The organism is Arthrobacter sp. NPDC080086 (assembly GCF_040702285.1).
Genome location: NZ_JBFBKP010000072.1, coordinates 1 through 20,663, shown reverse-complemented (window position 1 = coordinate 20,663; position 20,663 = coordinate 1). Strand labels below are relative to the sequence as shown.

18 protein-coding genes and 2 tRNA genes are annotated in these 20,663 nt (G+C 69.3%); 11 read left to right on the top strand and 9 right to left on the bottom strand.

Annotated features, from left to right (window positions below; all coding sequences use genetic code 11):
• Positions 1–96 precede the first annotated feature (96 nt).
• Both ilvD and AB0305_RS18590 read right to left on the bottom strand, forming a co-directional pair.
• A complete protein-coding gene (gene ilvD, locus AB0305_RS18595) occupies positions 97–1,818 on the bottom strand; it encodes a dihydroxy-acid dehydratase (protein ID WP_364134884.1) in 1,722 nt (573 codons plus the stop codon).
• Between the two features lie 99 nt (positions 1,819–1,917).
• Positions 1,918–2,886 (bottom strand): LysR family transcriptional regulator, encoded by a 969-nt coding sequence (locus AB0305_RS18590; protein WP_364134882.1) that lies wholly within the window; start codon positions 2,884–2,886, stop codon positions 1,918–1,920.
• A gap of 105 nt (positions 2,887–2,991) precedes the next feature.
• Here AB0305_RS18590 and AB0305_RS18585 point away from each other — a divergent pair, with 105 nt between their 5' ends.
• Entirely contained in the window at positions 2,992–3,825 is an 834-nt protein-coding gene (locus tag AB0305_RS18585) for a hypothetical protein (protein ID WP_364134880.1), read from the top strand.
• Between the two features lie 259 nt (positions 3,826–4,084).
• A tRNA-Lys gene (locus AB0305_RS18580) sits at positions 4,085–4,160 on the top strand.
• A gap of 125 nt (positions 4,161–4,285) precedes the next feature.
• Here the strand turns inward: AB0305_RS18580 and AB0305_RS18575 are convergent.
• The 3 genes from AB0305_RS18575 to AB0305_RS18565 all read right to left on the bottom strand — a co-directional run bounded on the left by AB0305_RS18575 (position 4,286) and on the right by AB0305_RS18565 (position 5,616).
• Complete coding sequence (locus tag AB0305_RS18575) at positions 4,286–4,855, bottom strand: hypothetical protein (protein WP_364134878.1); 570 nt, start codon at positions 4,853–4,855, stop codon at positions 4,286–4,288.
• An 18-nt stretch (positions 4,856–4,873) separates the two neighbouring features.
• Positions 4,874–5,008 (bottom strand): hypothetical protein, encoded by a 135-nt coding sequence (locus AB0305_RS18570; RefSeq protein ID WP_364134875.1) that lies wholly within the window; start codon positions 5,006–5,008, stop codon positions 4,874–4,876.
• Positions 5,009–5,121: 113 nt separating this feature from the next.
• Complete coding sequence (locus AB0305_RS18565) at positions 5,122–5,616, bottom strand: MarR family transcriptional regulator (protein ID WP_290257470.1); 495 nt, start codon at positions 5,614–5,616, stop codon at positions 5,122–5,124.
• 109 nt (positions 5,617–5,725) lie between these two features.
• Between AB0305_RS18565 and bcp the strand changes: the two genes are divergently transcribed.
• From bcp to AB0305_RS18530, 7 genes are all read left to right on the top strand, one after another.
• On the top strand, positions 5,726–6,199 hold the full coding sequence (bcp, locus tag AB0305_RS18560) for a thioredoxin-dependent thiol peroxidase (RefSeq protein ID WP_290257469.1): 474 nt from the start codon (positions 5,726–5,728) through the stop codon (positions 6,197–6,199).
• A 56-nt stretch (positions 6,200–6,255) separates the two neighbouring features.
• Positions 6,256–6,337, top strand: a tRNA-Leu gene (locus tag AB0305_RS18555).
• A 198-nt stretch (positions 6,338–6,535) separates the two neighbouring features.
• Positions 6,536–7,231, top strand: a complete 696-nt coding sequence (locus tag AB0305_RS18550) for a fasciclin domain-containing protein (RefSeq protein ID WP_364134872.1) — start codon at positions 6,536–6,538, stop codon at positions 7,229–7,231.
• 264 nt (positions 7,232–7,495) lie between these two features.
• Positions 7,496–9,142: an ABC transporter substrate-binding protein gene (locus AB0305_RS18545; RefSeq protein ID WP_364134869.1), complete on the top strand. Its 1,647-nt coding sequence runs from the start codon at positions 7,496–7,498 to the stop codon at positions 9,140–9,142.
• Positions 9,143–9,220: 78 nt separating this feature from the next.
• Positions 9,221–10,723, top strand: coding sequence for a malate:quinone oxidoreductase (locus AB0305_RS18540; RefSeq protein WP_364134866.1), 1,503 nt, complete (start codon positions 9,221–9,223; stop codon positions 10,721–10,723).
• 80 nt (positions 10,724–10,803) lie between these two features.
• A complete protein-coding gene (locus AB0305_RS18535; protein WP_364134863.1) occupies positions 10,804–14,040 on the top strand; it encodes an efflux RND transporter permease subunit in 3,237 nt (1,078 codons plus the stop codon).
• A 148-nt stretch (positions 14,041–14,188) separates the two neighbouring features.
• A complete protein-coding gene (locus tag AB0305_RS18530) occupies positions 14,189–15,127 on the top strand; it encodes a hypothetical protein (protein ID WP_364134861.1) in 939 nt (312 codons plus the stop codon).
• Between the two features lie 93 nt (positions 15,128–15,220).
• Here the strand turns inward: AB0305_RS18530 and AB0305_RS18525 are convergent, their stop codons facing one another.
• Positions 15,221–16,678 (bottom strand): MFS transporter, encoded by a 1,458-nt coding sequence (locus tag AB0305_RS18525; RefSeq protein WP_364134858.1) that lies wholly within the window; start codon positions 16,676–16,678, stop codon positions 15,221–15,223.
• Between the two features lie 197 nt (positions 16,679–16,875).
• Between AB0305_RS18525 and AB0305_RS18520 the strand changes: the two genes are divergently transcribed.
• Positions 16,876–17,979: an LLM class flavin-dependent oxidoreductase gene (locus AB0305_RS18520; protein WP_364134855.1), complete on the top strand. Its 1,104-nt coding sequence runs from the start codon at positions 16,876–16,878 to the stop codon at positions 17,977–17,979.
• Entirely contained in the window at positions 17,979–18,485 is a 507-nt protein-coding gene (locus AB0305_RS18515; RefSeq protein WP_364135773.1) for a MarR family winged helix-turn-helix transcriptional regulator, read from the top strand. The genes AB0305_RS18520 and AB0305_RS18515 overlap by 1 nt, the downstream gene beginning before the upstream one ends.
• On the opposite strand, the gene AB0305_RS18510 is transcribed toward AB0305_RS18515, so the two are convergent.
• The 3 genes from AB0305_RS18510 to AB0305_RS18500 form a co-directional block, all read right to left on the bottom strand.
• Entirely contained in the window at positions 18,482–19,288 is an 807-nt protein-coding gene (locus AB0305_RS18510; RefSeq protein WP_364134853.1) for a transglutaminase family protein, read from the bottom strand. The two genes, AB0305_RS18515 and AB0305_RS18510, sit on opposite strands and share 4 nt — an antisense overlap.
• Before the next feature lie 79 nt (positions 19,289–19,367).
• Positions 19,368–20,186, bottom strand: coding sequence for a hypothetical protein (locus AB0305_RS18505; RefSeq protein WP_366173605.1), 819 nt, complete (start codon positions 20,184–20,186; stop codon positions 19,368–19,370).
• A 39-nt stretch (positions 20,187–20,225) separates the two neighbouring features.
• On the bottom strand, positions 20,226–20,663 hold a 438-nt coding region (locus AB0305_RS18500; protein WP_366173603.1), incomplete at its 5' end, for a M20/M25/M40 family metallo-hydrolase.

Here is a 20,663-nt window from a genome sequence, read left to right as displayed (position 1 = left end):
CCCCGCCCCGAGCCCCATTGGCGCAAGGCCATAAGCTGGGGTATCCCGTGGCCCCCTGGGGTTCCGGCCCCCAGCGCCGGAACCCCAAGGTAGGAATCACCCGCAGTAGGCGCCGGTGGAGGCGCTGTGGACGAGCTTGGCGTACTTGGCGAGCACGCCCTTGGTGTAGCGGGCCGGGAGCGGCTGCCAGCCTTCCTTGCGGGCTTCCAGCTCGGCGGGGTCGACCAGCAGGTCGAAGGAGCGGGCGGCGATGTCGACGCGGATCCGGTCGCCGTCCTTGACGAAGGCGATCGGGCCGCCGTCGACCGCTTCGGGCGCCACGTGGCCGATACAGAGGCCGGTGGTGCCGCCGGAGAAGCGTCCGTCGGTCAGCAGCAGGACGTCCTTGCCGAGGCCGGCGCCCTTGATGGCGCCGGTGATGGCGAGCATCTCGCGCATGCCCGGGCCGCCCTTGGGGCCCTCGTAGCGGATGACGACGACGTCGCCGGCCTTGATCTCACCCTTGTCCAGCGCGTCCAGGGCGCCCTGCTCGCGTTCGAAGACGCGGGCGGTGCCCTCGAAGACGTCGGCGTCGAAGCCGGCGCTCTTGACGACGGCGCCTTCCGGGGCCATCGAGCCGTGCAGGATGGTGATGCCGCCGGTCTTGTGGATCGGGTTGTCCAGGGCGCGGAGGATCTTGCCGTCGACGTCCGGCGGGTTGATAGCGTCCAGGTTCTCCGCGACGGTCTTGCCGGTCACGGTGAGGCAGTCCCCGTGCAGGAGGCCGGCGTCGAGCAGCGCCTTCATGATCACGGGCACGCCGCCGATCCTGTCGACGTCGGTCATGACGTAGCGGCCGAAGGGCTTGAGGTCGCCCAGGTGGGGGATCTTGTCGCCGATGCGGTTGAAGTCGTCCAGGGTCAGCTCGACCTCGGCCTCGCGGGCGATCGCGAGCAGGTGCAGGACCGCGTTGGTGGAACCGCCGAAGGCCATGGTGACGGCGATGGCGTTCTCGAAGGCCTTCTTGGTCATGATGTCGCGGGCCGTGATGCCGAGGCGGAGCAGGTTCACCACGGCCTCGCCGGACTTGCGCGCGAAGTCGTCGCGGCGGCGGTCGGCCGAGGGCGGGGCGGCGGAACCGGGGAGGGACATGCCCAGGGCCTCGCCGATGCAGGCCATGGTGTTGGCGGTGTACATGCCGCCGCAGGCACCTTCGCCCGGGCAGATGGCCTTTTCGATGCGCGTCAGGTCCTCCATGCTCATCTTGCCGGCGGCGCAGGCGCCCACGGCTTCGAAGGCATCGATGAGGGTGACTTCCTTTTCCGAGCCGTCCTCGAGCTTGACCCAGCCGGGCATGATCGAGCCGGCGTAGAGGAAGACGCTGGCGAGGTCCAGGCGGGCCGCCGCCATCAGCATGCCGGGGAGGGACTTGTCGCAACCGGCCAGCAGTACGGAGCCGTCGATCCGCTCGGCCTGCATGACGGTCTCGACGGAGTCGGCGATGACTTCGCGGGAGACCAGGGAGAAGTGCATGCCCTCGTGGCCCATGGAGATGCCGTCCGAGACGGAAATGGTGCCAAACTGCATCGGGAAGCCGCCGCCGGCGTGGACGCCTTCCTTGGCGCCCTGGGCCAGCCGGTTCAGGGAGAGGTTGCAGGGGGTGATTTCGTTCCACGAGCTGGCGACGCCCACCTGCGGCTTGGCGAAGTCGTCGTCGCCCATGCCGACGGCGCGGAACATGCCGCGGGCGGGGGCTGCGTGGATGCCATCGGTGACGACGCGGCTGCGGGGCTTGATGTCCGGGGTGGCAACTGCTGCTGCTTCGGTGTCCTGGCTCATGGCTCAAAGTCTATGGGTCCGGCGAGGATGCCAACGAGCCGCCCGGCCGGATTAAGCGGCAATTCCGGAATATTTCCGCCCACACAGCGGACTCGCGTCCTAGACTACGGAAGCCGCCGCGTGGCCCGCGGGTTTTCCGTGATCTCCGCCACGCAGTTCCGGCGCCAACGCCACCGCCCGCGCCTCGGCCTGCAACAGGGCGATCACTTCCTGGATGGTGGTGCGTGCCGCGGCCTCGGGGCGGGCCAGCACCACGATGCTGCGGCTCGCCTTCACGCCCCGGAGGGGGCGCAGCACGAAGCCGCGGCCCTGGTTCTTCAGGGCCGTGTAGCGCGGCAGCAGGCTGAGCCCGTGCCCGGCACTGACCAGGGCCTCGAGGACGCGCAAATCCGGGTAGAGCTGGGCCCGCAGCGCCGGGGAGTCTGCCTGCATCTCGATCTGGCGCAGCACGGTATCGAAGGGGAAGCCGTCCGGCACGCCCATCCACGGGCAGCCGATGACGTCCTGGGCACTGAGGCTGGCCTTGGCCGCGAGCGGATGCCCCGCGGGAACCGCAACGTCCAGCGGCTCGTCGAGGAGCGGGACCACCTCCAGGCCCTGCCGGGCGAAGACCTCGGGGCCGTCCACGCTGTGCGCGAGGACGACGTCGTAGTCGGCGGCCAGGGCGGCGAAGCCGGCGACGCCGGGGTCCTCGAAATGGGCCTCGAAGCGCAGCCCGTCGATCTCGCGGACCCGATGCAGCAGGCCGGGCAGGAACATTTCCGCGGCGCTGGGGAAGAACGCCGCGCTCACCCGTGTCTGCCAGCCGCGGCGGTAGGTGTCGATGGTGGCCTCGGCCCGGGCCATGGCGGTAGACACTTCGGCCGCGGCGCCGGCCATCGCCAGGCCGGCCTCGGTCAGGCGGACGCCCCGCCCGGACTTCTCGACCAGCACCACCCCGAGTTCCTCCTGCAGCGTTTTCAGCTGCTGGGAGACGGCAGACGGGGTGACCTGCATGGCCTCCGCGGTGGCCCCGACGGTGCCGCGGTCCGCCAGTTCGCGGAGGATCCGCAGCCTCTTGAAGTCCATGAGCCGAGGCTACACGGGCCGTCCGGGCGTTGCTGGACACCCGCGAGGGCCGGACGTAACGTCAAGCACACGGCAACCCTGCCGCCCGACCCGAAGGATCCGGCCATGGATTGGATTATCTGGCTCATTGTCATCGTGCTGATCGTCGCGGTGGTGTGGACGCTCCTGAACCGCAACAGCCGACGGACCGGCGGCACCCAGGCTTCCGGCACCCAGGCTTCCGGCACCCAGGCCTCCGGAACACCGGCCACCGGCAGCACACCGCGGTCCGCCGAGCGGGAGCCCGTTGCTCCGGCAGCCGCGGCGCCTGTCCCCGTACCCGCACCGGCCCCCGAGCCTGCGCCGGCCGCCGAGCCCGCACCGTCCGCCGCACCGGCCGCCGCACCGGCCGCCGCCTCGGAACCCACCGCCGCACCTGAGCCCGCTACCCAGACAGCCCCTGCTGAGGCTACCCCCGCGGAAGCCCAGGCCGCGCCGGTGCACCACCCGGAGTACACCGGACCGCACGCGCCCACTCTCCCGGGGGCGGAGTCCGCGGCGGCCGAGGCCGCAGAGGCTGAGACCTTGCAGGCGGCGGCATCCTCCGCCGCGGTCGAGGGCTCGGCCAGCCACTCCGCTCCCCCGGCCCAGGAGCAGGTGCACGAATCGGCGACCGAACCCGCTCACGAACCGGCGCCTGCTCCCAGCCACGAGCCGATGCCGGAACCGGAGCCCGCCGGTCACCTCGCCGCCGAGCAGCCCTACGGCGTCGGCTCGGCCGCACCTGCGGCCGACGGCAGCGGCCCTGCCGACTTCACCGTCAAGGGTGACGCGGAAACCATGACGTACTACGAGGAGACCAGCCAGGGCTACGAGGAGACCCGGGCCGGGGTGTGGTTTGAGTCGGCCGCGCACGCCGAGGCCGCCGGGTTCCGCCCGCCCCGCCGCGTCAGGCTCTGACCCTCCCGCAGTGTGGCTCACTTCACACTCCGTAATGCGGGCCCGCCGCCCCTCCCGGCATCCTTTCAAGGGCGGGCAGGCGGGCCCCGGAGGCCCGAAAATCCGCGGAATTGCGGGGTTGCCGCCCGTCCTCCCGGCCGCCCGGACCACCTTCTTGCCCCCGATTTCGCACTCCGGCAAATCTCGTGTAGAGTTTCATGTCGTTGCGGAGAACACCGCGGGAAATAAACAGCCCGGGGGGGGAACGAAAACAACAGCTGCACCTCTAGCTCAACTGGCAGAGCAATTGACTCTTAATCAATGGGTTCCGGGTTCGAGTCCCGGGGGGTGCACCACAGAAGAAGCCGCTCCAACACCGATGAAAGTCGGAGTTGGAGCGGCTTTTTTGTGTCTGCGCGGGTTTCGGGCGGCAAGGTGGATTACCCAAAGGCAGGGAGCCGCTGCGGCGAGGGGGTTCCGGTCAGCGCAGCCGGAGGCGGCGGGCGCGAAGTCCCAGGGCTGCTGATGCCGAGACCAGGACGCCGCCGCCGGCCAGCAGAGCGGCCCCAAGCCCCATGGTGCCCCGCTCCCCCGGTTCCGGCGCGTCCGTGGCGCCTCCGGCCGTCGGATCGGCCGCCGGGAGGGTAGGGGCGGCGGGCTGCGGCGGAACGGAAGCGGAGGGCGCCCGGGACGGGGACGCGGGGCCCGAGGGTGTGGTCGGCGCCGTGGTTGTCGCCGGCGCATTGGAGGCGGCCGGGGCGGGCCGGTCCGCCGGGGAAACCGGTGCCGGGGCCACCGGAGCGGGAACGGCCGGGGCGGGTGCCGGTGCAACGGGGGCAGCGGTGGGGGCAGGCGCCGGGCTGGAGGTGGCCGTGGGTCGCGGACTGGACGGCGCCGTCGGCTGGCAGGGACCGAGGGGCAGGACGATCACTGGCGCGCAGGTTTCGGCCCCCGCCGGGGCCGCAGAGATCGTGAGGGCCAGGACCGTGGCGGCCAGCGTCGCGGCAACTGCCCGCGGAGAGGGGCGGCGCACACAGCGGTGATCGGTCATGGGAGCTCCGGCGCGGACTCAGCCGCGGACGCGAATCGCCGGGTGGAAAAGCAGGGGCAGGGCCAACTGGACGGGGTCTGCGCCCACGGGCTCGTCGAGCAGCTCGTTGATCGAGGTCTGCCCTTCCAGCTCCGGCGGGTGCGACGTGTCCATGGCACACAACCCTATGCGAGGTGGGCCGGCGTCTCGGGGCGTGACACGCAGTTCGCGCCTTGCTCCCGGGGCCGGACGGAACCGTCCGACGCCGGCCAGCCGGAAAGGACCGGCTAGGAGAGGGTGCCTGCGTCCGCCGACACCTTGGGTGCCGGAGCGTCGACAATGTCCTTCGCGTCCTCGGTGGAGGAGATGCGGTTTGCGAGTTCACGCACCACGGCCTGCAGCTCGTGGCGAAGGGTGTCCGGGTCGATGGACGCGGCGGCGAGCACGGAGCGTTCCATGTCCGCGGCGGCGACGACGGCCTCCCGGCCACGGTCGGTCAGCGTCACCACGTGGCTGCGGCGGTCGGAGACGCTGCGCTCACGTGAGATGTGGCCGTGCGCCTCGAGGCGGCTGAGGGTCTTGCCCATCGTCTGTGCCTGGACACGCACCAGCTGCGCCAGCTGCGCCTGGGTCATGGGGCCATGGACGGAGAGCACTTCCATCGCGATGACCCCCGCGTGGGTAAGGCCGATTGCTCCCAGCTTTTCATTCCAGGAGTGTTCAACCAGGCGTGCTGCCGTGGACAAAAGGCGGCCAGTGGGCCAGCGATCCAAATCGGGCATAGTAAGTAGTATACCGAATCCCTGATTCGTCGTCGGTTCAGGCGCTCACTAAGCTGGGGTTCCGTCCGTCACATCCGCTCCCCGGAGCGTCCCAGAACAGGAGCCCACCGTGGCAGAACGACTCGTTCCCGGCGACACCGCGCCCGATTTCAGCCTCCAGGATTCCACCGGCCGCACCGTGGGCCTCAAGGACTTCAAGGGCCGCAGCACCGTTGTCTACTTCTACCCGGCGGCCGCGACCCCGGGCTGCACCAAGCAGGCCTGCGATTTCAGGGACTCCCTCGCCTCGCTCTCCGCCGCCGGCTACGAGGTCGTCGGCATCTCCCCCGACCCCGTCGCCAAACTCGCCACGTTCGCCGAGGACGAGGGCCTGACCTTTCCGCTGCTGTCCGATCCGGACCACAAGGTCGCGGAGGCGTACGCCGCCTGGGGCGAGAAGAAAAACTACGGCAAGACCTACGACGGGCTGATCCGCTCCACCGTGGTGGTGGGACCGGACGGCAAGGTGGCCCTGGCCCAGTACAACGTCCGCGCCACGGGCCACGTGGCCAAACTGCGGCGGGACCTCAAGCTCGATCTGTAGAATGGTCCCTGGCGTCCGACGCCGGGTCCCCCGGGATCCGCCGACGACGGCGCCGCGCGCGAGTGGTGAAATTGGCAGACACGCAGGATTTAGGTTCCTGTGCCTTCGGGCGTGGGGGTTCAAGTCCCCCCTTGCGCACCTCGGAAAACCCCGGTCTCTGGCCGGGGTTTTCCTGTTTTAAAAAAATTTCTGCAATCCCACCCATCCCCCCGGCCCCATCGCCCGAATCTTCAGTGAGACACCAACCAAGGGTCGGTGCCCGCCAGTCGAACAACAGCAGCACCGGAAAAACCCTCCGTTGCACGCATTACCTCGGCACAACTAAGGAGATTCACAATGCAGACCATCAAGCGCACCACGCTCGCCGTTTCCGGCATCGCCGCCGTCGCCATGCTGAGCCTGACCGCCTGCGGCGGCTCCACCACCGGCTCCTCCAGTTCGTCGGCCCCGGCTGCGGCCCCGTCCGCGTCGAGCATGGCAGCCTCCCCCTCCATGAGCGCATCGCCGTCGATGAGCGCTTCCGCCGGCGCCATGGACCCGGCCGCCGACCTGGTCGGCTCCGGCTGCGCGGCCTACGCCGCCCAGGTCCCCAGCGGTGCGGGCTCCGTGTCCGGCATGGCCCTGGACCCGGTAGCCACCGCAGCCTCCAACAACCCGATCCTCACCACGCTGACCGCCGCCGTCTCCGGCAAGCTCAACCCCAAGGTCAACCTGGTGGACACCCTGAACGGCAGCGAGTTCACCGTCTTCGCCCCGACCGATGACGCCTTCAAGAAGATCGACGCTGCCACGATCGACAAGCTCAAGACGGACGACGCCCTGCTGAGCAAGATCCTGACCTACCACGTTGTTCCCGGCAAGATCTCCCCCGACCAGATCGTGGGCACCCACAAGACGGTTGAGGGCGGCTCGGTCACCGTGACCGGCAGCAAGGATTCCCTGATGGTCGACGGCGCCAACGTCGTCTGCGGTGGCGTCAAGACCGCCAACGCCACCGTGTACATGGTCGACTCCGTACTGATGCCGAAGTAACCACCACCAACCTCCCCTTCCGGGTCCGGCTTGACTCCCCGGACCCGACCGGAGAAAACGGAGGCCCGCACCATCGGTGCGGGCCTTCGCCGTGCCTGGGCCGTCCATCACCCCGGGCCGGGGCCGCGCCGGAGTCTGCGCGGGAGTTTGCGGCACGGCACCGTCCACTAGAATGGGGCTCACTCCGCAGCCGGCGGCCCCATCGTTTCCCGAGGTGATTCTTCAGTGCCCAGCAGGACCGCGCCCATCAGAGGACCGCGCAGGATGCGCCGCCTCATCGCAGGCCTGGGCGCGCTGCTGCTCCTGGCCCCCGTTGCGGCCTGCACCGGCGCGCCCGGGCCGGTCCCGACGTCGTCGGTCGGCGCCGGTACCGGACCCACCGAAACGTTCACCTTCGGCACCGCGTCCCGCCCGCTGGGGCTGGACCCGGCGCTGGTCTCCGACGTCGACTCCTACCGCATCACCCGGCAGATCCTCGAGGGCCTGGTGGGCGTTGACCAAAACAGCGGCAAGCCCACGCCGCTGCTGGCCACCGAGTGGAAGACCAGCGACGACGGCCGCACCTATACCTTTAAGCTCCGCGACGGCGTGACCTTCCAGGACGGCACCGCCTTCGACGGTCCCGCGGTGTGCACGAACTTCAACCGCTGGTTCAACTTCTCCGAGGCGCTGCGGAAACAGGCCCCGGGGACCTCATTCAAAGGCGTCTTCAAGGCCAACGCGGACCAGGCCTCGCTGTCCATCTACAAGGGCTGCACCCCGCTCGCGGGCGGCAACGTCGAGATCGACCTGACCCAGCCCTTCACCGGCTTCCTACAGGCGCTGACCCTGCCCGCCTTCGCCATGTCCTCGCCGAAGGCCCTCGCGGCGCAGTCCGCGGACGTGCTGAACCAGACCCGGGACGGCCAGCCGGTCTCCGCCTACGCGCTCAAGCCGGTGGGAACCGGCCCGTACGTCTTCACGTCCTGGGACAACGACACCGTCACGCTCTCCAGCAACAAGAACTACTGGGGTGACAGGGGCCAGATCGCCACGATCAACTTCGTCACCTACGACCACCCGCAGACCCGGATGCAGGCACTGCTGGACGGCAAGATCGACGCCTACGACTCCGTCACCGTGGGTAACTTCGATCAGCTGGTCAAGCGCGGCAAGCAGATCATCCAGCGCGACCCGTTCTCCGTCATGTACCTGGGCATGAACCAGGACATCCCGGCCCTGCAGGACCTCAAGGTGCGCCAGGCGATCGAGATGGCCCTGGACAAGGACACCCTGATCCGGAAGTTCTTTATCGACAACACGTCCTCGGCCTCCCAGTTCGTGCCGCCGAAGCTGAGCGGTTTCAACAACAACGCCCCGTCGCTGGGCCACGACCCGGCCAAGGCCAAGGAGCTGCTGGCCCAGTCCACGTACAAGGGCGAGGAGCTGAAGTTCTACTACCCGCTGAACGTCACCCGGCCGTACCTGCCGACGCCAGAGAAGGTCTACGCCGAGATCAGCCGCGAACTGATCGCCGTCGGACTGAATATCAAGCCCGTCCCGGTGGACTGGTCCGACGGCTACCTGCAAAAGGTCACCTCCCCCGGGGACCACGCCCTTCACCTGCTCGGCTGGAACGGTTCCTACGCGGACCCGGACAACTTCGTCGGCCCGCTCTTCGGCGAGAAGAACGGCGAGTTCGGCTACCAGGACCCGCAGGTGTTCTCGAAGATCGCCCGGGCCCGCGGCCTGCCGGACGGCAAAGACCGCACCGAGCAGTACCAGACCATCAACGCGCAGATCGCCGCGTCGGTCCCTGCCGTGCCGATCGCCTTCCCGATCTCGGCGCTGGCGCTCTCCGACCGGGTGGTGAAGTACCCGGCGTCGCCGGTGCTCAACGAAGTTTTCACGAAGGTGGTCCTCAAGTCTTGACGTGCCGGGCCAATTTCAGTTAGTGGGCCGTGCGGGGATATTCTGTGACAGCCAGAGCCGCTGCTACCGGAGACTGATGTGACTTTCATTTCCAAGACCCAACACGCCGACGTCGTCCTGATTGGCGGCGGCATCATGAGCGCCACGCTCGGTGCCTTCCTCAAGCAGCTCGAGCCGAACTGGACCATCTCGCTGTTCGAGCGGCTGGACCGCCCGGGCCTGGAAAGCTCCGATCCCTGGAACAATGCCGGTACCGGCCACGCCGCCCTCTGCGAACTGAACTACTCCCCCGCGGCCAAAGACGGCTCGGTGGATCCGTCCAAGGCGCTGCACATCAACGAGCAGTTCCAGCTCTCCCGCCAGTTCTGGTCCCACCTGGTCACCAACTCCCTGATCGGCTCCCCCAAGGGCTTCATCAACACCGTCCCGCACATGAGCTTCGTGGTGGGCGAAGAGAACACCAAGTTCCTGCGGACCCGTTACGAGGCGCTCAAGCCGAACCCGCTGTTCCGCTCCATGGAGTACTCCGAGGACCAGGCGCAGATCGCCAAGTGGGCGCCGCTGATCATCAAGGGCCGCGACCCCAAGCAGCGCGTAGCCGCGACCCGCGCCGCGGAAGGCACCGACGTCGACTTCGGCGCCCTGACGCGCGAGCTCACCGGCTACCTGGGCAACAACGGCGTGGAGATCAACTACGGCCACGACGTCACCGGCATCAGCCGCGCGGCCGACGGCGGCTGGGACCTGTCCCTGAAGCACCCACGCTCCGGTGAGCGCGGGTCCATCCACGCCAAGTTCGTCTTCGTCGGCGCCGGCGGCGGCGCCCTGCACCTGCTGCAGGCTTCCGGCATCCCGGAGAGCAAGGGCTACGGCGGTTTCCCCGTCTCCGGACAGTTCTTCCGCTGCACCGACGAGTCCCTGGCCGCCCAGCACAGCGCCAAGGTCTACGGCCAGGCCTCCGTGGGCGCCCCGCCGATGTCCGTGCCGCACCTGGACACCCGCTACGTCAACGGCAAGCGCTCCCTGCTCTTCGGCCCGTATGCCGGCTTCTCCACCAACTTCCTGAAGAACGGCTCCTACCTGGACCTGCCGCTGTCCATCCGCCCCTCCAACATCATCCCGATGCTGGCCGTGGCCAAGGACAACATGGACCTCACGGCCTACCTGGTCAAGGAAGTCGCCAAGCGCCACGGCGCCAAGGTTGAGGCCCTGCGCGAGTACTACCCCGAGGCCAAGGACGGCGACTGGGAGCTCATCACCGCCGGCCAGCGCGTGCAGATCATCAAGAAGGACCCGAAGAAGGGCGGCGTGCTGCAGTTCGGCACCGAGGTCATCGCGGGCCGCGACGGCAGCATCGGCGCCCTGCTGGGTGCCTCCCCGGGTGCTTCCACCGCCGTGCCGATCATGATCGAACTGCTGCAGAAGGCCTTCCCGAAGGACTTCAAGGGCTGGCAGGGCAAGCTCAAGGAGATGATGCCGGGCTACGGCGTCAAGCTCAACGAGAACCCGGAGCTCGCCGCGCAGCTCGAGGCCGACACGGCCAAGGTCCTGCAGCTGGAAACGGTCCCGGCCTCCCGCTGAAACTCTGCCGGGTTGCGGCACGTTTAGTCCCTTGAGGCGTTCCGTCGGGTACGGCGTCCGTAGACCCCAGGAGTTCATGAATGTTCCGGCTGGCCAGGCTCTCGCTCGGAAACCGGGCGCTGATCGCGCTGATCACCGTCTTTGCCTCGGTCTTTGGGGTGATCACCATGACCTCGCTGAAGCAGGAGCTCATCCCCTCGATCGAGTTCCCGCAGATCACGGTGATCACCTCGATGCCGGGCGCCTCGCCCGAGGTCGTGGACAAGCAGGTGAGCGGTCCGCTGGAGACCGCCCTGCGCGGCGTCGAGGGCCTGGAATCGACGTCGTCCACCTCGCGCAACGGCGTCTCGCAGATCACCCTGGCGTTCACCTACGGCTCCAACCTGGACCGTGCCCGGAACCAGATCGACCGTGCCATCTCCAACGCCAAGCAGGCGCTGCCCAAGGACGTCCAGCCGCAGGCGATCGCCGGCAGCATCAGTGACTTCCCGATCGTGTACCTGGCGGTCTCCTCGGACAAGCCGCTCAGTGAGCTCAACACCGACCTCGCCCGGCTAAGCGTGCCCCGGCTGCAGAAGATCGACGGCGTCCGCGGCGCCGAGGTCACCGGCGGCGCCACCGAGCACATCCAGATCCAGCCCAAGCCCGAGGCGATGGCGGCCGCCGGCACCTCCATCCAGGCGATCAGCGACGCCCTGAAGAACAACGGCAGCCTGGTCCCGGCCGGCAGCATCCAGGACCAGGGCAAGACCCTCTCCCTGCAGATTGGCAGCCCGGTGGACTCCGTGGACGCCATCAAGGCCCTGCCGCTGGGCGGGGCGCGCAACGCCGCCACGATCGGCAGCGTCGCCGACGTCTCGATCACCGAGGACGCCCGCACCTCCATCACCCGCACCAACGGCAAGGAGACCCTGGCGGTCTCCGTCACCAAGAAGCCCGAAGGCGACACCGTGGGCATCTCACACGCGGTCAAGGACGCCATCCCGCAGCTCGAGGCGGAACTGGGGTCCAACGCAAAGTTCACCCCTGTCTTCGACCAGGCGCCGTTCATCGAGAAGTCCATCAAGGACCTCACCACCGAGGGCCTGCTGGGCCTGGGCTTCGCCGTCGGCATCATCCTCTTGTTCCTGCTCTCGGTCCGCTCCACCCTGGTCACGGCCGTCTCGATTCCGCTCTCGCTCCTGATCACGTTCATCGGGCTGAAGGCCACCGGCTACTCGCTGAACATCCTGACCCTGGGCGCGCTGACCATCGCGATCGGCCGCGTGGTGGACGACTCGATCGTGGTGATCGAGAACATCAAGCGGCACCTCAGCTACGGCGAGGCGAAGATCACCGCGATCCTCACCTCGATCCGCGAGGTGGCCGGTGCGATCACGGCCTCGACCCTGACGACTGTGGCTGTGTTCCTGCCGATCGCGTTCGTGGCGGGCCTGGCCGGGGAGCTGTTCCGGCCCTTCGCGCTGACCGTCACGATTGCGCTGATCTCCTCGCTGTTGGTTTCCCTGACGATCGTGCCTGTGCTGGCCTACTGGTTCCTGCGCAACCCCCGAGCCAGGGACACAACAGAACCCTCCGACGCCGTCGGGGACACTGACGCCGCCGAAGCGGCCGCGAAGGCGCACGACGCCGAGCGGCGCAGCCTGCTGCAGCGCGGCTACCTGCCGGTGCTCACCAAGACCCAGCGCCACCCCGTCATCACGCTCATCGCCTCCGTCCTGGTCCTGGGCGGCACCGTTGCGATGACCCCGCTGCTGGCCACCGACCTGCTGGGCAACTCCGGCGAGAACAGCCTGACGGTGCGCCAGGCGCTGCCCGCCGGCACCAGCCTGGAGCAGGGCAACGCGGCCGCCGTCAAGGTCGAGGACGTGCTCCGCGGCATCGACGGGATCAAGAACATCCAGGTCACCACGGGCAACGCCCAGACCGGGTTCTCCGCCCTGCAGTCCACCGGCGCCGCCAACTCCACCTTCACCGTGGTCACTGACGACAAGGCGGACCAGAAGAAGTTGCAGGACACCGTTCGCACCCGGCTGGCCGCAATTTCCGACGCCGGCAAGATCACCGTCGGCTCCCAGCAGGGCGGCTTCGGGACGACGTCGACCGTGGACATCACGCTCAAGGCCGCCGGTTCGGCCGACCTGCAGGCCGCCAGCGACACGATGGTCAAGGCCATGGACGGCGTCCCCGGCTCCTCGGAGGTCAGCACCAACCTCGCCGCCAGCCAGCCCGTGGTCCAGGTCAAGGTGGACCGCGCCAAGGCCACCGCGGCCGGCCTGAACGAACAGCAGGTCGGCGCCGTCCTCGCCTCCACCATCAGCCCGATCCCGGCCGGCACGGTCCGGATCGGCACCAACGACTACCCGGTCCGGATCGGCGAGGGAACGAAGTTCAGCAGCATCGGCGCGGTCCGCGACCTGCAGCTGCCGACCGCGCGCGGACCCGTGCCGCTGTCCTCCATCGCCTCCGTGGAGCAGGCCGACGTGCCGGTCTCCATCACCGCCAGCAACGGGCAGCGGACCGCGCGCGTCTCCGTGACCCCCTCCGGCGGGAACCTCGGGGCCGTCAGCACCGAGGTGCAGGCCCGGCTGAAGACGGTCCAGCTGCCGCCGGGCGTCACCGCGGAAATCGGCGGCGCCACGACCCAGCAGGCCGAGTCCTTCGGACAGCTGGGCCTGGCCCTGCTGGCGGCGATCGCGATCGTGTACGTGATCATGGTGGCCACCTTCAAGTCGCTGGTGCAGCCGCTGATCCTCCTGGTGTCGATCCCGTTCGCGGCGACCGGTGCCATTGCCCTGCTGCTGATCACCAAGGTCCCGCTGGGCCTGCCGTCACTGATCGGCATGCTGATGCTGGTGGGCATCGTGGTCACCAACGCGATCGTGCTGATCGACCTGATTAACCAGTACCGTCAGCCACGCAACGGCGAACCCGGCATGAACGTCGCCGATGCCATCACCCACGGCGCCCGACAGCGTCTGCGCCCCATCCTGATGACGGCCCTGGCCACGGTCTTCGCCCTGACCCCGATGGCCCTCGGCCTGACCGGCGGCGGCGGGTTCATCTCCCAGCCGCTCGCCGTCGTCGTGATCGGCGGCCTGATCTCCTCCACCGCCCTGACCCTGATCCTGGTCCCCGTGCTGTACCGGCTGGTCGAGGGCCGGCGGGAGCGGAAGGCCCTGGAGCGCGTCGGGGGTGCCCCGGCGCGGGGACGCCACGCCCGGCCCGCGGATCCCGCTGGCCGGAACGGGGACGTTGCAGAGGATGCAACCGCGACTGCCGATGACCCGGACGAGGCCCCGGCGTTCCGCAACTAGTCAGGTGCGGGCGCCGTATCCCAACTAGCTCGCAGTTGTTGTCGTTCTGACCGCCCAAAACGACAACAACTGCGAGCTAGTTGGGTGACGGGAACATCGGGCTGTGGATAACCTCCGGCGCACGGCCCGATGTTGCCAGCATGGGGGGATGAAGATTCCGCGGCCGCTGCCGGATTCCATCGGCAGGGCACCCTTTACGTTCCGCGAGGCTCTCGACGCCGGCGTCAGCTACCGCCGGCTGCGACACCCGGGGCTCTCCTCGCCGGGCCGCGGAATCCGCATCCCCGCTGGCGACGAAGGGGCGAGGGAACTCGGGCGGACGGTCAGGCCCTACACCCTCATCACCGAATTTACAGCCGCATCGCATGCCACGGCTTTTCGGCTCTGGGATTTGCCGGGGTTCCTGCCCGGTGCGGACCGGCCGGGCATCCATCTGTCGCGGCCCGACACGATGGCCATCCCCCGGCGCGCCGGCGTCGTCGGCCACGTAGGACAGTTCTTCCCGGACGAGATCACTAGCTTGGACGGGCTGATCCTCACCACACGGGTCCGCACCTGGCTGGACGTGTCCCGGCTAATGGGCATCGATGAGCTCACCGTTGTCGCTGATCATTTGCTCCGCATCCCAAGGGCGGAGCTTGAAGGACGCAGCGCCCCGCACGCCACTCCCCAGCAGTTGGCAGACATGCTCGATAGGCACAAAGGCAGCCCCGGTATCCGCAAGGCCCGCATCGCACTGCAGCAGGCACGGATTGGCGCGGACTCCGCACCCGAGACCCGGCTGCGCCTCGCCTTGACGAGGGCCGGTCTCCCCGAGCCGCAACTGAACCCGAGTGTGCCGCTCCGTTCCGGCGTCGTCCGCCAACCCGACCTGGCCTATCCGGAATTTTGGGTGGCCGTGGAGTACGAAGGAGACGGACATTCCGAGTCCGGGCAGATCGTGCGGGACATCGCCCGGGAGGAGGACTTCACGAGGGCAGGCTGGTCTCTTGTCCGCCTCTCCAAGCGCCATATGACTACCGACGCCCGCTCCGCCGTGTCCAAGGTCTGCGCCGCCCTCCGGGACCGCGGTTGGATCGGCCGTTGACCATTGAGACGGACTAACTCGCAGTTGTTGTCGTTCTGGAGCCTCAAAACGACAACAACTGCGAGTTACTTGGGTTGGGCGTTCCGCAACTAGTCAGGTGCGGGCGTTGGCGGGGCCGACGGTTGCTTCCGGAGCCGGGTCCGAGAACGCCAGGCGGGGCACCAGGGCCAGGGCTGCCGCCGCGGCCAGGCCGGTGACGCCGCAGATCGCCCAGACCAGCAGGTAGCCGGCCAACGGGGCCGCGGTCTGCCCCGCGTCGGCACCTCCGACCCCGGCGTCGGCCGCGGCGTGGCTGAGCAGGGCGATGCCGAACACCGCCGAGGCGAAGGCTCCGCCGATGGTCTTGGTGGTGTTAGTCAGCCCGGTGGCCATGGCGGTCCGGTTCAACGGGGCCGCAGCCGCCGCGGCCGAGGGCAGCGCGGCCACCAGCGCGCCGGAGCCGACGCCGGCGATGGCCATGTTCACGAGCGTCTCGGCCAGGCTGGAGTGCAGCGGCAGGAACAGCAGGTAGCCGATGCCCACCAGCGCCGCGGCCCCCACGAGGGTTAGGCGCGGGGTCAGCCGCCGGGTCACCAGCGGATACAGCAGGGCCCCGGCGAGCAGCGCCAGCACGTACACCCCGATGATGATCGAGACCTGGCCGGAGCGCAGCCCCAGCCCGTAACCGTAGGTGCCAGGATCGGTTCGGGCGAAGGTGGACAGCGGGGCCTGGGCGCCGAGCACCGAGACGCCGAAGAGTCCGGCCGTGAGCTGTACTGGCCACATCGCCGGGGATCGGAGCATCCGGATGTCCACCAGCGGGTCCTCTTTGCGCAGCTCCACCTGCACGAACGGGACAAACACGGCGACGCCGGCGGCCAGCACCGCCCACACCCACCAGGCACCGGGACCGTTCAGCCGGATCAGGGTCAGGCCGGAGGTGACGAGCAGCAGGCCGACGGCGAGCAACGCCAGGCCCTGGGTGTCCACCCGGCCCGCGGCGCGCCCGGCGGACTCCGGGACCCCGAAGCGGATCACGAACCAGCAGGCGGTGACGGCGAGCGCCGGCACGGTCAGCACCAGCGGCAGCTGACCGGCCAACGCCTCGGCGAGCGCCCCGGAGGCGAGGGCCCCGGCGATCACGCCGAACTCCAGCGCCCCCACCAGGACGCCGGCCGCCCGGCGGGTGAGGGCGGCGCCGTCGGGCCGTCCGTGCACCAGGCTGAAGACGAGGGCGATCTCCAGCGGCAGCCAGACCACATAGAACCCCTGCAGAGACCAGGCGGCGAGGAAGGTCCAGAAGTCCGGCGCGAACGCCACCGCCCAGGACGCGGCGGCGGTGAGCGCGGTGGAAACCAGCAGGATCCGCCGGTGCCCGTAGAGGTCGCCCAGCTTCGCCAGCACCGGGACGGCGAGGGCGCTCACGGTCAGCTGCGCCGCCTCGAACCAGTTGACGTCCGCGTCGTGGATGCCCAGGTGGCGGGCGATGTCCGTGAGGATGGGCGTGTAGTACCCCTGCAGGATGCCGCTGGTGAGTTCCACCAGGCAGAGGAACGCGATGATCCGGCGCATGCGGGCCTTCCGTACGGGCTGGACCCGGGGCGGCCAGCGGATTGATTGCATCCTAGGTGCAGGCACGGCCGGCGGCGGCGAAGGTCCGGGAATACCTGCGCGTGGCGGCTGTTATACCGGTCGATAGATGCAAATGCATGTAAATCGGTTACACTGAGAGCAGGACCCCGGAAGCCTCCGGAACGGAAAGGATCATCATGCAGATCGGCGTATTCAGCGTCAGCGACATCACCACCGACCCCACCACGGGCCGGACCCCCACCGAGCACGAGCGCATCAAGGCTTCGGTGGCGATCGCCAAGAAGGTCGAGGAGATCGGCATGGATGTCTATGCCATCGGCGAGCACCACAACCGGCCGTTCTTCTCCTCCTCCCCCACCACCACGCTGGCCTACATCGCCGCTCAGACGGAGCGGATCATCCTCTCCACCGCCACCACCCTGATCACCACGAACGACCCGGTGAAGATCGCCGAGGACTTCGCGATGCTCCAGCACCTGGCCGACGGCCGCGTGGACCTGGTGCTGGGCCGCGGCAACACGGCCCCGGTCTACCCCTGGTTCGGCAAAAACATCCAGGACGGCATCGAACTCGCGATCGAGAACTACTCCCTCCTGCGCAAGCTCTGGGACGAGGACACGGTCAACTGGTCCGGCAAGCACCGCACCCCGCTGCAGAACTTCACCTCCACGCCGCGCCCGCTCGACGGCGTCGCCCCCTTCGTCTGGCACGGCTCCATCCGCACCCCGCAGATCGCCGAGGTCGCCGCGTACTACGGTGACGGCTTCTTCGCCAACAACATCTTCTGGCCCAAGGAGCACTACCAGCAGCTGATCGGCCTGTACCGGGAACGCTACGAGCACTACGGCCACGGCGCGGCGGACCAAGCGATCGTGGGCCTCGGCGGCCAGTTCTTCATGCGGAAGAATTCCCAGGACGCGGTCAAGGAGTTCCGCCCCTACTTCGACAACGCCCCGGTTTACGGCCATGGCCCCTCGCTGGAGGACTTCACCTCGCAGACCCCGCTGACGGTCGGCAGCCCGCAGGAAGTCATCGAGAAGACCCTGACGTTCCGCGAGTACTTCGGCGACTACCAGCGCCAGCTCTTCCTGATCGACCACGCCGGCCTGCCGCTGAAGACCGTCCTGGAGCAGCTGGACCTGTTCGGTGAGGAGGTGCTGCCGGTGCTGCGCAAGGAATATGCAGAGAAGACCCCGGCCCACGTCCCGGCGCCGCCCACCCACGCCGGCCGCGTCGCCGCGCAGCTGGCGGCCCACCAGGCCGCCCCGCAGGAGGCATGATGGCCGCGGGGGCGCCCGGCTCGGGGACCGGCACCGGCACAGCTACCGGCACCTCCCCGGCGCCGACAGTCCGGCTGGCGGCCCAGGCCTGGGAGTCGCTGTTCCGGGCGCAGGTAGCCGTCATGCGGCGCCTGCAGGGCGGCCCGGCGTTCCGCGACCTGGCCGTCAATGAGTACGACGTGCTGTTCACCCTCTCGGGCTGCCCCACGGGCTGGCTGCGGCAGAACGAACTGAACGACCACGTGCTGCTGAGCCAGTCCAGCCTGAGCCGCCTGGTGGAGCGGCTGGAGAAGCGGGGGCTGGTGGAACGGCGGCCGGCCCCCGACGACGGCCGCGGCGTCCTGGTCCGGCTCACCGACGCCGGCCGGGACCTGCAGAAGCAGATCGGCCGCGAGCACGTGCGGGACATTGCCGCCCTGGTGGGCCCGGCCCTGACCGCCGAGGAGCAACAGGAGCTGCTGCGGCTGACGGACAAGCTGCGGGCCTCGGTGCAGGCCCGAACCTAGCGGATGGTCACCAGCGCCGCCGGGTCCTCCTCGGGCAGGTCCCCGGCCACCGTGGCGGTGACCTTGAGTTCCCTCAGGGACAGGCTGCCGCCGACGGTGGAGAGGAAGGCCGTGTCCGAGGAGTCCCGGCCGGCGGTGATCCGCAGCATGCTCTCCCGCGGCGCCAGGCCGGTCGGGTCGATCACGTGCCACGCGCCGTCGACGTGGGCCTCCGCGACGGCGTGGAAGTCCATGGGGCTCAGCCCGGGGGCGTAGACCGCCGCAAGCCGGGCCGGGACGTTCTTGGAGCGCAGCAGGGCAATGGCCAGGTGGGCGAAGTCGCGGCAGACGCCGCGCCGGTGCAGCAGGGTCTCGACGGCGCCGTCGGTGCCGCGCGAGGAGCCGCTGACGTAGCGCAGCTCGTTGAAGACCCAGTCGCGGACGGCGTGCAGCAGTTCCGGACCCTGCAGGCCGCCGAACTCGGCGTAGGCCGTCGGCAGCAGCCGGTCCGATTCGGCGTAGCGGCTGGGCCGCACGTAGCGGATCAGTTCCATCAGCCCCGGCTCCTCGGGGTCCGCGGCGCCGGTGACGGTGGCGTTGTACTCCACCAGCACCTCGGTGGGCTCGGCGAACTCCATGTAGTGGAGCCGCCCGCCGTGGTGGTCGGCGAGCTCGGTCAGGGGAACCTCGACGCCGTCGGCGGTAACGGAGAGTTCCTCGTCAAAGCCGGTATAGCCGGGGTTGCGCGCCACAGCCACGGCCATGGCGACCTTGGTGCCGGCCACGGTCTTGAAGGCCATGCGGGCGGACACGATGCGTTCCATAATTCTCCGGGGGTGCGGGCGGGGCGCGTGCGCCTGCCGCCGGGGGTTCCCTGGCTGCCGTGGGGCCGGCGCGGCAGGGCTACTGTGTGATCCTCAGCGACATTAGCATCCGCTGGACATTGGCGAACTCGGACCCCTCGTTGACGTAGGCGTCGGCCTGGGCCAGCGTGTCGAACGCTTTGGCCGGGGCCACCCGCTGGTCCGGGGCGAAGGCCGTGAGCTCGCCCAGGTCGCCGAAGGAGATGTCGCCCTTGCCCTCGGGCCCTCGGACCACGTTCTGCAGGGCGCAGGCCTTGCCCCCGGTACCGCCGACGATGTTGGTGATGCCGTAGGAGCCGAAATACTTGTAGCCCTGGATCACGCGGTAGACCACGTGCGGATCGATCATCCCGCCGCCGGAAGAGTGCGGCAGGTCCACCGGCACGCTGCTGACCACGATGTAGGACTTGGCTGCGTCGGGGGCGCAGGAGGCCGGCGTCCGCGGCGGCAGTCCCGTCTGCAGGGTGGCGAGGTAGCGGCCGGCGGCGTCCTTGACCTCGACCTTGACCGCGCCGGGGAGGCTGCCCTGGGCCGGGGTCTGCGACTGGGCGATCCACTCCTGCGGCAGCTCGAAGCTGACCGACTTGGCCGGATCGGTGTAGGTCTTCCAGGCCGCCGCCGTGGCGCCGGCAGACGCCGTGGCCGTCGACGTTGAGCCCGGTGACGCGGGTCCCGGCGAGCCGGAGCCCGACGGCGTTGCGCCGCCGGAGGGTTGCGACGTCGCCGTCCCGCCGGCGTCGGCCGTCCACTGCGGTGCCGAGGGGCCGGCGGAGCACCCCGCGAGCGCGCCGGTGCCCAGCACCAGCGCCGCGACTAGCCCCACAGGCAGCCCAACCTGTCCACCGGTCCGCAGCCTCATCCGCATCATGCTGCCAGCGTAGTGCGGTCCCGGCACCGCTCAGAGCTTCCGGAGCAGCGTTTCGTAGAATCGGACGCCGCGGTCCAGGGCCTCGAGGGAGATCTTCTCGTCGACGGCGTGGATGGAGGCCCGGTCCGCCCGGTCCATGGCGAACGGCGCGAACCGGTACACCGCGTCGCAGATGCCGGTGAAGCGGCTGGAGTCGGTGCCGCCCATCATGATGTACGGGGTGACGATCGCCCCAGGGTAGGCCGTGCCGATGCACTCCGTCAGCAGCTCCCACGCCGGGCCGTGGGTCGCGGAAACCGGGGAGGGTTCGTTGCCCTCCACCACCCGCAGCTCCACCTTCGGGTCGCGGATGATCCGGCGGAGGCGCTCCACCGTGCCCGCCACGGTCTCGCCGACGGCCACGCGGATGTTGGCGTTGGCGGCGGCGGTGGCGGCCAGGACGTTGGCGCCGGCGCTGCCGCGCAGCGT

What these genes read in the sequence shown, in the direction of transcription:
- AB0305_RS18585 (WP_364134880.1), top strand. Translation starts at nt 2,992, where the DNA reads ATGGATTGGATTATCTGGCTCATTGTCATCGTGCTGATCGTCGCGGTG.
- AB0305_RS18530 (WP_364134861.1), top strand. Translation starts at nt 14,189, where the DNA reads ATGAAGATTCCGCGGCCGCTGCCGGATTCCATCGGCAGGGCACCCTTT.
- AB0305_RS18505 (WP_366173605.1), bottom strand. Translation starts at nt 20,186, where the DNA reads ATGAGGCTGCGGACCGGTGGACAGGTTGGGCTGCCTGTGGGGCTAGTC.
- AB0305_RS18550 (WP_364134872.1), top strand. Translation starts at nt 6,536, where the DNA reads ATGCAGACCATCAAGCGCACCACGCTCGCCGTTTCCGGCATCGCCGCC.
- AB0305_RS18525 (WP_364134858.1), bottom strand. Translation starts at nt 16,678, where the DNA reads ATGCGCCGGATCATCGCGTTCCTCTGCCTGGTGGAACTCACCAGCGGC.
- AB0305_RS18575 (WP_364134878.1), bottom strand. Translation starts at nt 4,855, where the DNA reads ATGACCGATCACCGCTGTGTGCGCCGCCCCTCTCCGCGGGCAGTTGCC.
- AB0305_RS18545 (WP_364134869.1), top strand. Translation starts at nt 7,496, where the DNA reads ATGCGCCGCCTCATCGCAGGCCTGGGCGCGCTGCTGCTCCTGGCCCCC.
- AB0305_RS18570 (WP_364134875.1), bottom strand. Translation starts at nt 5,008, where the DNA reads ATGGACACGTCGCACCCGCCGGAGCTGGAAGGGCAGACCTCGATCAAC.
- AB0305_RS18590 (WP_364134882.1), bottom strand. Translation starts at nt 2,886, where the DNA reads ATGGACTTCAAGAGGCTGCGGATCCTCCGCGAACTGGCGGACCGCGGC.
- AB0305_RS18520 (WP_364134855.1), top strand. Translation starts at nt 16,876, where the DNA reads ATGCAGATCGGCGTATTCAGCGTCAGCGACATCACCACCGACCCCACC.
- ilvD (WP_364134884.1), bottom strand. Translation starts at nt 1,818, where the DNA reads ATGAGCCAGGACACCGAAGCAGCAGCAGTTGCCACCCCGGACATCAAG.
- AB0305_RS18515 (WP_364135773.1), top strand. Translation starts at nt 17,979, where the DNA reads ATGGCCGCGGGGGCGCCCGGCTCGGGGACCGGCACCGGCACAGCTACC.
- AB0305_RS18510 (WP_364134853.1), bottom strand. Translation starts at nt 19,288, where the DNA reads ATGGAACGCATCGTGTCCGCCCGCATGGCCTTCAAGACCGTGGCCGGC.
- AB0305_RS18565 (WP_290257470.1), bottom strand. Translation starts at nt 5,616, where the DNA reads ATGCCCGATTTGGATCGCTGGCCCACTGGCCGCCTTTTGTCCACGGCA.
- AB0305_RS18535 (WP_364134863.1), top strand. Translation starts at nt 10,804, where the DNA reads ATGTTCCGGCTGGCCAGGCTCTCGCTCGGAAACCGGGCGCTGATCGCG.